The sequence below is a fragment of the Sporosarcina luteola genome, assembly GCF_023715535.1.
Lineage (GTDB): Bacteria > Bacillota > Bacilli > Bacillales_A > Planococcaceae > Sporosarcina > Sporosarcina luteola_B.
This window is the reverse complement of record NZ_JAMBOI010000015.1, coordinates 50,973-64,280: the sequence shown is the minus strand read 5'-3', so window position 1 is coordinate 64,280 and position 13,308 is coordinate 50,973. Positions and strand designations below refer to the sequence as shown.

The following is a 13,308-nucleotide window of genomic DNA, read 5'->3' as shown; positions in this document are numbered from 1 at the left end:
TTTCTTGCTGGCATCAATTAAGATGTCAATTTGAATCCGAAGATTCGTTTGTTCTTTTCACCGACGAGGTCGGCTCCAGAACTTTATTTGTTGACGTTTTGCTGTTCAGTTTTCAAGGTTCATTGTGCGTCGCTCCGTCAGAAGCAACTCTTATATAATACCATGTTCGCAATTCCGATGTCAACAACTTTTTTTAAAAAGTTTTAAGTTGTTTTCTAAGCAATTCACTTAGCGGAAACGCAACGTTTATTACTATACCACCCTGTGTTTTTGATTGCAAGACTTATTTCGAAAAAGTTTCCTTTTTGATTCAAAGAGAAAGGAAAAGCCGCGCAATCATTGTTTTGACCATGATTGCACGGCGCTTCTCAATCTATATCTAATCACTCTTTATGTCTCATCTGTGGGAAGAGGAGAATATCACGAATTGATTGGGCGTTGGTCAACAGCATGACGAGACGGTCAATACCTATACCAAGACCTCCTGTTGGAGGAAGTCCATATTCGAGTGCTTCTATGAAGTCTTCATCCATTTCGTGCGCCTCATCGTTGCCTTGCTCCTTTTCAACCATCTGCGCTTCGAAACGGGCGCGCTGATCGATTGGATCATTCAACTCAGTAAATGCATTTGCGTGCTCGCGCCGCACGATGAATAATTCGAAGCGGTCAGTGAAACGTTCATCTTCGGGATTTTTCTTCGCAAGCGGAGAAATTTCCACCGGATGTCCGTAGATGAATGTCGGTTGAACAAGTTGCTCTTCAACTTTCTGCTCGAAGAATTCATTCAGCACATGACCTACATCCATCATGCCCGCCACTTCAACGCCATGTTCCTTTGCAAGTGCATGCGCTTCTTCCTTCGTCATCTGCTTCCAGAAGTCGACGCCTGTATATTCCTTGATTGCATCCACCATATGCAGACGTTTCCAGCCCGGCGCTAGGTCGATGATATCTTCACCGTATTTCACCTGCGTTGTACCGAGGACATCTTGTGCGATGTTAGCGACCATATTTTCCGTCAGTTCCATAATGTCTTTATAATCCGCGTAAGCTTCATATAGTTCAATCATCGTGAATTCAGGGTTATGCCTTGTTGAGATTCCTTCATTACGGAAAACACGGCCGATTTCGTACACCTTTTCGAGACCACCGACAATAAGTCGTTTCAAATGAAGCTCGATCGCTATACGCATGTATAGTGTCATGTCTAAAGCGTTATGGTGTGTAATGAATGGACGGGCTGTTGCTCCTCCCGCAATCGAATGCAGCATCGGCGTCTCAACTTCGAGGAAGCCTTGTTCATCCAAATAGCGGCGCATCGATTGGATAATGCGGCTTCTCATGATGAACGTCTCTCTGCTTTCCTCTGACATGATCAAGTCTAGATATCGTTGACGATACCGTTGCTCGATGTCCTTCAATCCGTGGAATTTATCCGGCAACGGACGAAGAGCTTTTGTCAGAAACGTGAATTCAGTCGCTTTAATGGAAAGTTCGCCGACTTTCGTTTTGAAGACGTTACCTTTGATTCCGATGATATCCCCTAGATCCGCGTGGCTGAATATGTCATAAGCCTCTTCGCCGATTGCATCTTGACGGACGTAGATTTGAATCTGGCCGCCTAGGTCCTGGATATGGGCAAACCCAGCCTTCCCTTTACCACGCTTCGTCATGATCCGCCCAGCAATTTTCACTTCATGCACCGTTTCATCCAATTCCTCTTTCGAAAGACCCTCACAGGCTTCGCGGATTTCATTGGATAGGTGCGTCCGCTCGAATCTTGCGCCGAACGGGTCTAAACCACTCTTCCGCAATTCATCCATCTTCTGGCGTCTCACCAGAAGCTGATCGTTCAATTCATCCAAATGGGACATTTCCTTCACTCCTTCATAAGTTATCCCTCACGCCGGATGGCATGCTCCTATTGTACACAAACTCTTTATGTAAAAAAAGCCGCCACTAGATTGGCGGCCCGCATCGCTGCTGCATTATCCGACACTGACTGCAGACTGTTCTCTTTCCGTCATCTCTTCCGCGAACTGATTTAGCAAGCTGATCAATCCGCCGGCAGTTTCCATTGCGTTGATATCATTTCGAATCTTAGCATTGCCACGAATGCCCTTCATATACCAAGCAGCATGTTTACGCATTTCTCTGACTGCAACATGTTCACCCTTCAGCGCCATCAGCCGCTCGAAATGCAGTAGGCATACATCGATCTTCTCGCGGGCATTCGGCTCATCCATCAGTTCGCCGGTTTCAAGATAGCGCACCGTCCGGTAAATCATCCAAGGGTTTCCGAGAGCCGCCCGTCCGATCATGACGCCGTCCACGCCCGTTTCTTCCAGCATCCTTTTTGCATCTTGCGGAGTTTCAACGTCCCCGTTGCCAATGACCGGGATGGAGACTGCCTCCTTCATCTGACGAATGACGTCCCAGTTCGCTTTTCCTTCATACATCTGCAATCGGGTACGTCCATGGACGGCGACCGCAGCGCCGCCTGCACGTTCGACAGCTTGTGCGTTTTCGACGCCAAGAATATGCGCATCGTCCCAACCGATCCTCATTTTGACGCTGACGGGCTTGTCAACTTCCTCGACGACCGCAGACACCATTTCATAGATCTTGTCTGGATCGAGAAGCCACTTGGCACCAGCTTCGCACTTGATGATCTTATTTACAGGGCAGCCCATATTAATATCAATGATGTCCGCATTCGTATGCTGGTCGACATATCGCGCCGCCTCAACGAGAGTTTCCTTCTCACCACCGAAGATTTGCAGGGATAGCGGATTTTCACGTTCATCTATATAAAGCATGTTCAGCGTTTTACTATTCTTTGAGACAATCCCCTTATCGCTGATCATTTCAGCATAGACAAGGCCCGCGCCGAATTCTTTCACAGTCAAACGGAACGCCGAGTTGCAAATGCCTGCCATAGGGGCGAGCACGACCCGGTTATCCATCGTAATATTGCCGATTTTAAACGGTCGCTCTATTAAATCACTCACTCCTTCTCTCCTTTCTCCAATTACACGGATCGGTTTTCATACTATTTATAGGTAGAGCCGGAAAATCGCCGAATCATAGCAACTGCCCGACTTCCTTAACTTTCTTCCAAAGCAAAACGCCCTCTTCATCAGGAGCTTCCACTGCAAACGGGGTTCCCGTCACAGGATGTAAGATTGAAGGCGCGATTTCCAATAAAGGAACGAGAACAAATGCACGTTCACCCATTCTCGGATGCGGCACAATTAGATTCTCCGCTTCAATATTGTCGTTATTATACAGCAAAATGTCAAGGTCTACAGTCCGTGGGCCCCATCTGATTTCACGTACACGGCCGAGCCCGTTCTCAATCTGTTGGCATGCTGCCAATAATTCAAACGGATCCAATGAAGTCGCAATAGAGACGGCCAAGTTAAGAAAGTCCGCCTGCTCCGTATAACCGACGGGCGCAGTCTCATAGATGGAAGATATTTTCGTCACGTCAATTCCTTCGTGGGAATGAAGTGCACGGACCGCCTCCTTCAGATGATGCAGCCTGTCACCGATATTGGATCCAATAGAGAGGTATGCAATGTTCATGAGAATTGCCCTCTCGTAATTTCCACCGACACGGAAGCATAATGTCCGCGGATCGGCGGATCAGGTTTTATCAAGACGACACGGACGCCACGGACTTGCTCGGCGAACCCCACTAAAATGAGCCGGGAAATCTCCTCAGCGACCGATTCGATCAGTTTCCTCGGCTCCCCTTCGACGACAGAACGGCACACTTCAAACACCTCTGCGTAATTGACCGTCTTCTCCAAATCATCCGTTGCACCCGCTTCCGCCAAATCGACCGCCAGCGATACATTCACCCGGAAACGCTGCCCTAGCACCGTCTCTTCCTTCAACACGCCGTGAAAACCGTAAAACTCCAGTTCATTCAAATGAATATAATCCATCTTCGCACCCTCCAATTCCCGATCAGTCGACTCGCACTTCCGCCTTACCCGCTAACACATCCATCATCCTTACCATGCGCGACATTTCCTTCACGTCATGCACCCTAACCAAATGACATCCATGCTCGATGCCATAGCAAACCGTTGCGCCTGTACCTTCCATCCGTTCGTCGACCGGCAGATTCAGTATATTGCCGATCATTCGTTTACGGGATGTCGCAAGCAGAAGCGGGTACCCCATATCCGAAATACGGCGAAGCCCTTGCATCGCCAATACATTCTGTTTAGTATCCTTCGCAAAGCCGATACCCGGATCGAGCCAAATATTGCTTTCCGGCACTCCTGCCTTTCGCGCGATTGCTGCACTTTCCTCCAAGTCCGAAATCATTTCATCCATGAATGAACCTTCGTAAACCGCTGACTCCCGATTATGCATAAGGATGATCGGTGCTCCGTGAGCCGCAGCCACTTCTGCAATCCTCGGCTCACGTTTCGCGCCCCATACATCATTCACGATTTTAGCGCCGGCTTTCAAAGCGGCTTCCGCTACGTCCGCCTTATACGTATCAATTGAAATGACACAGTCCAGTTCCCGGACCAACGCCTCAATTACCGGTACCGTCCTCTCCATTTCCAATTCGATTGAGACCGGTGCATGGCCTGGTCGGGTCGACTCGCCGCCAATATCGATGATTTTCGCTCCATCCCGGAGCATTTCTTCCGCTCGCTTCAAAGCTGCATCGATTTGCCCGTATTTGCCTCCATCCGAGAAGGAGTCCGGCGTGACATTCAAGATGCCCATGACAGCCGTCTCCTTTTTGAAAGCAAGTTCGGTGTTCCCTAAACGGTATATCTCTTTCGCTTTTGATAATTCCATGTCTTTACCCTTCCTTCATTCGATCGATCGCCCACACGTATAATCGATGCAATTTTTGATAATAAGCCCCTGTAGCTCCAGGCATCGACCGCTCGCCGACAGTAGAAAGAGGAACGAGCTCTTGAATTGAGTTCGAAACGAACACTTCATCCGCCTGCTCGACTTCACTTTTCGCAAACAGCCCGATATGTATATCCATGCCAGCTTCCTCTCCGAGCTTCAATAAAAAGCCCCGCGTAAGACCGGGCAGAATCCCCGTCTCTGTTGACGGCGTGTATAATGCTCCATCCTTCACCCAAAACACATTGGATGTCACACCTTCAGCGACATGGCCATATGCCGTGAGGAAGATCCCTTCCAACTCCTTCAATGAAGGGAGTTCCAATCGCCCGCGCACATTGTTCAGGAAGTTATGCGACTTGTGGCGGATCCTGCTTTCGGGGAGATTTCTTTCCGTCTCAAGCCATACAGCCTTCTTTTCCGTTCCCCGCGGCACCACCGCAAGGTCTTTCCTGAACAGGATGACGTTCGGCGACTTGTATTCGGAAGGAGCCAAGCCGATATCGTGCACACCCGCCGACACATTCAGACGGAAATACCCGTCTCGTTCGCCCGAACGGACGTGCAGCCCTCGGATCGCCTCCAAAATCTCCTCGTCCGAATAAGGCATTGCAATCCGGTATTCACGCAATGCTGCGCGAAGCCGCTCCATATGCTCTTTGAATAGAAACACATGCCCTTCATATGTACGGAACGTCTCAAAAAAACCTGCTCCATAGAGAAATCCGTGATCGAACGGGGATATCTGCAATTGTTCCGCCTGTTCAAATTCACCGTTCATCCAACATAGCATGGAGGTGTTCCTCCTTTCATTCAGCCGCTTCGGCCATTTCCTTCGCCTGCCAGAGCGCCCTTGCCTTATTGAGCGACTCCTCGTATTCCGCTTTCGGATCGGAGTCCGCAACAAGCCCGGCACCCGCTTGGATATGAGCGACTCCATCCTTTATATACGCTGTCCGGATGACAATATTCAAATCCATGTCACCGTTAAAGCCGATCCAACCGATAGCCCCCGTATATAAGCCTCTCCGCGTCGGCTCCAACTCCTCGATGATTTCCATCGTGCGCAGCTTTGGCGAGCCGGTGATCGAGCCTCCAGGGAAGACTCCTCTGATGATAGCGGCGTTCGATAGTTCGGGAGCCGCCGTCCCTTTTACATTTGAAACGAGATGCATAACATGCGAATAACGCTCAATGACCATGAATTCATCCGTTTCCACCGTTTCCGGAATGCAGATTTGTCCGAAGTCCTCAAGCTCCTGTTCGACAAGCATAACATGCTCACCTTTCTCCTTTTCATCTGAAAGCAAGTCCATCTCGAACGCTTCGTCCTCGATTTCCGTTGCTCCTCTCGGCCTCGTTCCCCCGATCGGACGAGTACTCAAGTCCGTTCCGCGTTTTTTCAGCAATAATTCAGGAGAGCCGGAAACGACAGCGAACTCCTTTGCTCCGATCGACGCCATATATGGCGATGGATTGAAAGATCGCAGTGCTGCATACATCGAAAGCGGATCGGCGGAAAGCTTCTTCGATTGACGGACAGTCAAGTTGACTTGATTGACATCGCCATCCGCAATATAGCGTTGCACATCGCGCACCATCTGCTCGAATTGAGGTCCGGTTACCGAAACTTCCACATTTTCAGGTCTTGTATAATCAATTGTGCGACTAGCCGGCGCGAGGACACGCTCCCCGATGCCAACTTCCGCTGCCTCCATCCATTCCCTCTCCACTTCTGACGCATCCAACCCTCGTCCGGGCAGCGTCATGAAATAGGCGGTTTCGGTTTCGAGATCGAGGACGGCCCATCGGTCAAACAAGTAGAAGAAAATGTCCGGCGTTTCGAGGTCATCCACAGCAATATGAGGAATCGGTTCGTATGTACGAGCGTAATCATAGCTGACGAACCCGATGGCTCCCCCTTGGAAGTCCGGCAACTCGGGCACATTGTCAATTTGCATCGATTCGACGAACTCGTTTAACTGCTCAAGCGGTTCACCTTCCCGCACTTCCTTCTTCCCGTCACGCCATTCAAGCTTCAGTGATTGAGGCTGCTTGCTTATCAACGTCACAAGCGGATCAATACCTGCGATGCATAGCTTACCCGTTCGCCCACTTTCCAGTAAAATATGCTTTTCCGCTGTTTTCGCAAGTTCTTTATAGGCATAAAAAAATTGCTCCTTCGTCATTCCGGTCTTTTTATAATCAGGATGCAATCTATCCATTTCATTTTCCCCCAGCTCCATTTAATATAGTTATCTTAACGTGTTACGTGTTGTTTAGGCTACCTTTAGCAATAGAAAAAGAGAGCCTCATTAGCTCTCTTCAATGAACATCTTTTATTCTTCTTCAAAATGATAAAGCGGGGTGCTCAAGTAGCGTTCACCGTTCGACGGAAGGATAGCAACGACGTTCTTGCCTTTCCCGAGCTTTTCTGCAACTTGGATTGCCGCGAAGATCGCCGCCCCGGAGGAGACACCGCCCAGGATTCCCTCTTCCCGCGCCGCTCTTCTTGCTGTATCATATGCTTCGTCATTCGTCACTTGGATAATTTCATCGTAAATGTCCGTGTCGAGCACTTTCGGAATGAAGCCTGCGCCGATTCCTTGGATTTTATGCGGTCCCGGTTTACCGCCTGAAAGGACTGCTGAATCGGTCGGTTCCACAGCGATAATCTTTACGTCCGGGAAACGTTCTTTCAATACGCCACCTGCCCCGGTGATCGTGCCCCCCGTGCCAATTCCTGAAATGAATGCATCGACACGATCGAGCGCATCTGCAATTTCCGGCCCTGTCGTCAGACGGTGCACTTCCGGATTCGCTTCGTTATTGAATTGCTGCGGCATGAACCAGCCATTCTTCTCGGCAAGCTCTTCCGCTTTTCCGATAGCCCCTTTCATCCCTTCCGACCCAGGTGTCAGGACAAGGTCCGCTCCATAAGCACGCAGCAGGTTCCGGCGCTCCAAGCTCATCGTGTCCGGCATGACTAGGACCGCCTTATACCCTTTCGCTGCTGCAATCATCGCTAGACCGATGCCCGTATTTCCGCTCGTTGGCTCAATGATCGTGCTGCCTTCCTTCAAATCCCCGGATTGTTCCGCGGCCTCAATCATTGCAAGCGCTATCCTATCTTTGACACTCGATCCCGGATTGAAGTATTCCAGTTTCAAATAAATATCAGCGCTGTCCGGATTCGCCATACGGTTCAACTTGACGAGCGGCGTTTTCCCAACAAGATCCGCAATCGTGTTCCCGACTCTATTCATTCTTACCCACTCCTAATCCCTACTTATTTGATATGTTTTATTGTATTAATAGTACACCCGAATTGTGACCAGTGTCAATCAATAATGCCTCCTATACTATTTCCCCTTTTTCAATTGTATAATCTAAAAAAGCTGTTCAGAACCACTCATTTATCATGAGGTCCAAACAGCTTTCATTTCATTTTCCGTAAAACCATTTTGCATCAAACTCTTTCCAGAACGCTTCGGGATTGACCGATTGCGGAAGCTGTTCAATGGCGAGCTCGCGTTTAATATGCTCTTTCACTTCTTCAAAGGAGAATGCCCTGCCTTCCACCACTTCATTCACTAGGATAATAGCGTATGTACCGTCCTGCAGCTTGATAGCGTCCCCGATCTTGCCTTCTTTCTGTTTTGACGCAGCTTTGTAGATTGTTGGGTCGATCGTCTCCGTCTCAGCATTTATATAGCCGATGTCACCGCCGAGGCTTGCCGACGCAAGATCGGTCGATATCTCTTTTGCCATGGCATTGAAGCTTGACCCCTTAGCCAACTCATCCAACGCCTGCTCCGCCTCTTCCTTGGTCGGAACAATGATAACGGAAGTCCGATAAGCAGTTAAGATATTATAGAGAGACTCATTTTTATCATAAAAAGATTTCACAGATCCATCATCAATGACGACGTCATTCGACAAAACCTTTTCCAGAATGAGGTGGGAACGAATTTTTTGCCTGGTTTGTTCAATATCCAGACCCGAGTGGGATCGGCCATCCACCGAAGTGATCAATGCGAGTTCAAGTTCGATCTCTTTGTCAGTCACTTCGATGCCGTATTTCTTTGCTGCCGTCTCCATCACTTTATTGTTAACGAGATCAAGAAGCACTTCCCGCCCGACTTCCTTTTCCATAGCAGTCATCCACTGCGCCCTCGTAATTGCCTCACCCGCGACCGAAGCAACCTCTTCATCGGGTTGCTTCGATTTGTCAGGTATGAGCCATCCGATAAACCAAAGGACGTTACAGGCAAATAGGATGCCGATCAGGAAAACAAGCGGTTTCGTTTTCAATTTCCTTCTTGGAGGGACCGTCTCCTGGACGTTACGACCTTGACCGTATTTCATCGATAAATCCTTCAAGCTCTTCTTTTGTGAATAGATACTTCTCTAAACAGAAATGGCATTGAGCTTCCGCCTGGCCATCCTCATCAATCATTTCACGGATTTCCTGCTCTCCAAGTCCGATAAGCGCGTTGCCGAAACGTTCTTTGGAGCAATTGCATCGAAATGCAACGTCCATGCGATCGAGGACTTCAACATTGTCTTTCCCTAAAACTTCCCCGAGTACTTCTTCAGGCGTCAATCCACGGTCAATCATCCTAGAAATCGGTTCAACGTTTGCAAGCTTTTTCTCAAGCGCGCTGATCGTCTCTTCCGTCGCACCCGGCATCACTTGGATGATGAAGCCTCCTGCAGCCTTTACAGTATTATCCGGATTAACAAGGACACCTAATGCAACCGCTGAAGGCACCTGCTCTGATACAACGAAATATTGAGTGAAGTCTTCCGCGATTTCACCCGAAACAATCGGAACTTGTCCCGTGAAAAAGTCGCGTAAACCAAGGTCTTTAACAACCGTCAACATCCCTTCCGTGCCCACAGCGCGTCGAACGTCAAGTTTCCCTTGTTCGTTCAATTCAAAATGGGTGTGCGGATGGGTGATATATCCTTTTACATCTCCGTTGGCATCAGCATCGACGACAATCGGTCCGGCGGGGCCATTCCCTTCGATTTTCACCGTCAGTTTGTCATCGCCTTTCAGCATAGCCCCCATCATTAGCGCCGCTGTCATCGTCCTGCCTAAAGCAGCTGTAGCTGTCGGCCATACATGATGCTTTTTCTGTCCCTCGGCCACTGCATTTGTCGAATTCACCGCATAGGCACGAATCGTCCCTTCATAAGCCAATGCTTTTATCAAATAATCTGTCATTCATAACTACTCCCTTCAAACATTTCTTTCATAAATCAAATGAAGCCCTTTCAATGTAAGGAAATTGTCTACGATGTCAATCACTTTCGTTTCACTGGCGATCAATTCGGCAAGCCCACCCGTAGCAATGACGGTCGGTTCCACCTTACTTTGCGCTTTCATCCTTCCGACGATACCTTCAACAAGTCCTACATACCCATAAACAATTCCTGCTTGCATCGCGGCTACGGTGTTCTTGCCGATAATATGGTCTGGCCGCGTCAATTCGACACGGGGCAATTTAGATGCCCGATCGAATAATGCTTCCATGGAAATGCCGATACCAGGCGCAATAGAGCCGCCCATATACTCGCCCTTTTCGTTCACATAACAAAATGTCGTCGCAGTTCCGAAATCGACAATAATGAGCGGAGAGCCATAATCATGGATGGCCGCAACCGCATTGACGATACGGTCTGCACCCACTTCACGGGGATTTTCGTATTTTATATTCAACCCTGTTTTAACGCCAGGACCGACGATGAGCGGACGTAAGTTAAAATACTTCCTGCACATCTGTTCAAGCGGGAACATGACCGGCGGAACGACCGAGGAAATGATGATGCCATTAATATCCTCAAAACTAAGGCCTGCATGGGTAAATAGCGCTTTCACGGACATGGCATATTCGTCTTCCGTTCTTTGCCTGTACGTTTCCATGCGCCAATGGTGCTTCAATTCTCCTTTATCATAAACGCCAAGAACGATATTCGTATTTCCTGTATCCAATACTAGAATCATTTTCTTTTCCTCGCTAACATTCGTCATTTTCCACAGTATCATACCACAAACCAAAAGCGGAGGGCGACGGTTAGCTTCGACAGGCGGTGGAGGTTTTGAAAAAAAGGCGCTCCTTGCCTTTTCTTTCAAAACCGAAGCGACCCGAGAAGCTGTCGCCTGCAGCTGGACGACATTGGATATAAATAAAAACAGCCGACTGCCTTAAAAAGCAGTCGACTGGAATGTTACCTTTTAAGTTGGAGCGTTTCGTTAATCTCTTCTATGTTCATCGATTGGAGGAAGTGGCTGATCTCCACTATTCTCCTTCGGCAGATCTCCGATGGAAGGATCTGCAGGCGCGCCTATCGAATCGGGATGGACGGAATCTTTTTCAGCTTCTGCATCATCCATTTTCGGTTGTGAGCCGTTTCCATTTTGTTCATATGGACGCTCAGGCAAAGTGCCATGATCTTTCAAGTGATTGATCTGCTCTGCATCCAACGTTTCCACTTCGAGTAGCGTTGTTGCTATCAAGTCGAGCAAGTTGCGGTGCTCGGTCAGTATAGTAGTTGTGCGCTCATACTGTTCCTTAATGATGCGCTGCATTTCCTGGTCGATTTCATATGCGATCGATTCGGAATAGTTCTGTTCGGAATTGAAGTCTCTTCCAAGGAAGACATTGCCGCCTTGCGCCTGGCCGAATTGCATCGGTCCGAGCTTTTTGCTCATACCGTATTCCGTCACCATGGAACGCGCAATACCCGTAGCGCGTTGGAAGTCGTTGTGGGCACCCGTGGATACTTCCCCAAGGACGATTTCTTCCGCTACACGCCCTCCGAGGAGGCCGGCAATTTTGTCAAGAAGTTCAGGCTTCGTCATGAAGTAACGGTCCTCTTTCGGCAACATGACCGCATATCCGCCGGCCTGGCCGCGAGGAACGATCGTCACTTTATGGACGATTTCAGCGTCATCCAGCATAAGTCCGACAACGACGTGACCTGCTTCGTGGAATGCGACGATGTTCCTTTCCTTTTCGGAAATGACCCGGCTCGTTTTAGCTGGTCCTGCAATGACACGGTCCGTCGCTTCATCGATATCAGACATATCGATTTTCGCCTTGCCCCGTCTAGCTGCGACTAACGCAGCTTCATTCAACAAGTTTTCCAAGTCAGCACCCGAGAATCCAGGCGTCCGTTGTGCAAGAGCTTTCAAATTGACTGTTTCATCAAGCGGCTTGTTTCGCGCATGTACTTTCAAGACCGCTTCACGGCCTCTTACATCCGGACGGCCGACAGTGATTTGACGGTCGAAGCGTCCTGGGCGAAGAAGTGCAGGATCGAGGATATCCGGACGGTTCGTCGCGGCAACGATGATGATCCCTTCGTTTCCATCGAACCCATCCATTTCAACCAAGAGCTGATTCAACGTCTGCTCACGCTCGTCATGTCCGCCACCGAGACCAGCACCCCGTTGACGTCCGACTGCATCGATTTCATCGATAAAGATAATACAAGGTGCATTCTTTTTCGCATTTTCGAACAAGTCACGGACACGGGATGCCCCGACCCCGACAAACATCTCAACGAAATCCGAACCGGAAATCGAGAAGAACGGCACGCCGGCTTCACCAGCAACAGCACGCGCCAAAAGCGTTTTACCTGTACCAGGAGGTCCGACCAAAAGGATCCCTTTTGGAATACGCGCTCCAAGTTCAACAAATTTACGTGAATCTTTCAAGAAATCCACAACTTCTTCAAGCTCGGCTTTCTCTTCATCCGCACCCGCAACGTCTGTGAATCTGACCTTTTTACGATCATCGGAATGGAGCTTCGCCTTGCTTTTCCCAAAATTCATGACTCGGCCGCCACCGCCGCCTTGTGCTTGATTCAATAGGAAGAAGAATAGAATGATGATGATAATGAATGGAACTAATCCTGTGAAGAAGGCTACCCATGCACTTGTTTCAGGTGCTTGCAGAATTTGGATCTCAGGGTTATTCGTTGTCCCGACTGCACGTAATTCACGTATTTCATCCATGACGGTGGAATCATCCACCAGGATATTTGTCGTAAACTTCTCTCCCTCTTCATAACCCTTCATAGTACCTTCAACGGTCAGAACACCACGGACGGGTTGAAACGACATTGTTTCAATTTCGCCTTTTTTTAGTTCTGTGAGAAATTGATCATACCGAATCTCTTTAGTTTTCGGATTCGGATTATTTAGTGAACTGAAAATCCCCATAATTGCAAGGAAGATCAATCCGTATAATAGAAAGTATCGAAGTATACGATTCATCCCAAGCCTCCTCATTTCTTTCAACAGAAAACTATTGTAAATCTTATCATATAACAGATTCAACCTACAAAGGAAATGCCTTTTTAAGGCACAGAAAACGAAATTCACTTTTCACCGCTTATGCTTAC

12 protein-coding genes are annotated in these 13,308 nt (G+C 48.6%); all 12 read right to left on the bottom strand.

Annotation, left to right across the window (positions count from 1 at the left end; translation table 11 throughout):
• Positions 1 to 383 precede the first annotated feature (383 nt).
• The 12 genes from lysS to ftsH all read right to left on the bottom strand — a co-directional run bounded on the left by lysS (position 384) and on the right by ftsH (position 13,180).
• On the bottom strand, positions 384 to 1,874 hold the full coding sequence (lysS, locus tag M3191_RS16850) for a lysine--tRNA ligase (protein ID WP_251701522.1): 1,491 nt from the start codon (positions 1,872 to 1,874) through the stop codon (positions 384 to 386).
• A 114-nt stretch (positions 1,875 to 1,988) separates the two neighbouring features.
• Entirely contained in the window at positions 1,989 to 2,966 is a 978-nt protein-coding gene (gene dusB, locus M3191_RS16845) for a tRNA dihydrouridine synthase DusB (protein WP_251701525.1), read from the bottom strand.
• 118 nt (positions 2,967 to 3,084) lie between these two features.
• Complete coding sequence (gene folK / locus M3191_RS16840; protein ID WP_251701521.1) at positions 3,085 to 3,588, bottom strand: 2-amino-4-hydroxy-6-hydroxymethyldihydropteridine diphosphokinase; 504 nt, start codon at positions 3,586 to 3,588, stop codon at positions 3,085 to 3,087.
• A complete protein-coding gene (gene folB, locus M3191_RS16835; RefSeq protein WP_251701520.1) occupies positions 3,585 to 3,953 on the bottom strand; it encodes a dihydroneopterin aldolase in 369 nt (122 codons plus the stop codon). The genes folK and folB overlap by 4 nt, the downstream gene beginning before the upstream one ends.
• A 22-nt stretch (positions 3,954 to 3,975) precedes the next feature.
• Positions 3,976 to 4,830, bottom strand: coding sequence for a dihydropteroate synthase (folP, locus tag M3191_RS16830; RefSeq protein WP_251701519.1), 855 nt, complete (start codon positions 4,828 to 4,830; stop codon positions 3,976 to 3,978).
• A 4-nt stretch (positions 4,831 to 4,834) separates the two neighbouring features.
• Positions 4,835 to 5,683 (bottom strand): aminodeoxychorismate lyase, encoded by an 849-nt coding sequence (pabC, locus tag M3191_RS16825; RefSeq protein ID WP_251701518.1) that lies wholly within the window; start codon positions 5,681 to 5,683, stop codon positions 4,835 to 4,837.
• A 16-nt stretch (positions 5,684 to 5,699) separates the two neighbouring features.
• Entirely contained in the window at positions 5,700 to 7,115 is a 1,416-nt protein-coding gene (locus M3191_RS16820) for an anthranilate synthase component I family protein (RefSeq protein ID WP_251701517.1), read from the bottom strand.
• Between the two features lie 114 nt (positions 7,116 to 7,229).
• Entirely contained in the window at positions 7,230 to 8,156 is a 927-nt protein-coding gene (gene cysK, locus M3191_RS16815) for a cysteine synthase A (RefSeq protein ID WP_251701516.1), read from the bottom strand.
• 178 nt (positions 8,157 to 8,334) lie between these two features.
• On the bottom strand, positions 8,335 to 9,258 hold the full coding sequence (locus M3191_RS16810; RefSeq protein ID WP_251701515.1) for a peptidyl-prolyl cis-trans isomerase: 924 nt from the start codon (positions 9,256 to 9,258) through the stop codon (positions 8,335 to 8,337).
• Complete coding sequence (gene hslO, locus M3191_RS16805; RefSeq protein WP_251701514.1) at positions 9,236 to 10,123, bottom strand: Hsp33 family molecular chaperone HslO; 888 nt, start codon at positions 10,121 to 10,123, stop codon at positions 9,236 to 9,238. Before hslO ends, M3191_RS16810 begins: the two co-directional genes overlap by 23 nt.
• Before the next feature lie 15 nt (positions 10,124 to 10,138).
• A complete protein-coding gene (locus M3191_RS16800; RefSeq protein ID WP_251701513.1) occupies positions 10,139 to 10,903 on the bottom strand; it encodes a type III pantothenate kinase in 765 nt (254 codons plus the stop codon).
• A gap of 249 nt (positions 10,904 to 11,152) precedes the next feature.
• The gene (gene ftsH, locus M3191_RS16795) at positions 11,153 to 13,180 is read right to left on the bottom strand and encodes an ATP-dependent zinc metalloprotease FtsH (RefSeq protein WP_251701512.1); all 2,028 of its coding nucleotides are present in this window, start codon (positions 13,178 to 13,180) and stop codon (positions 11,153 to 11,155) included.
• Between the last annotated feature and the right edge of the window lie 128 nt (positions 13,181 to 13,308).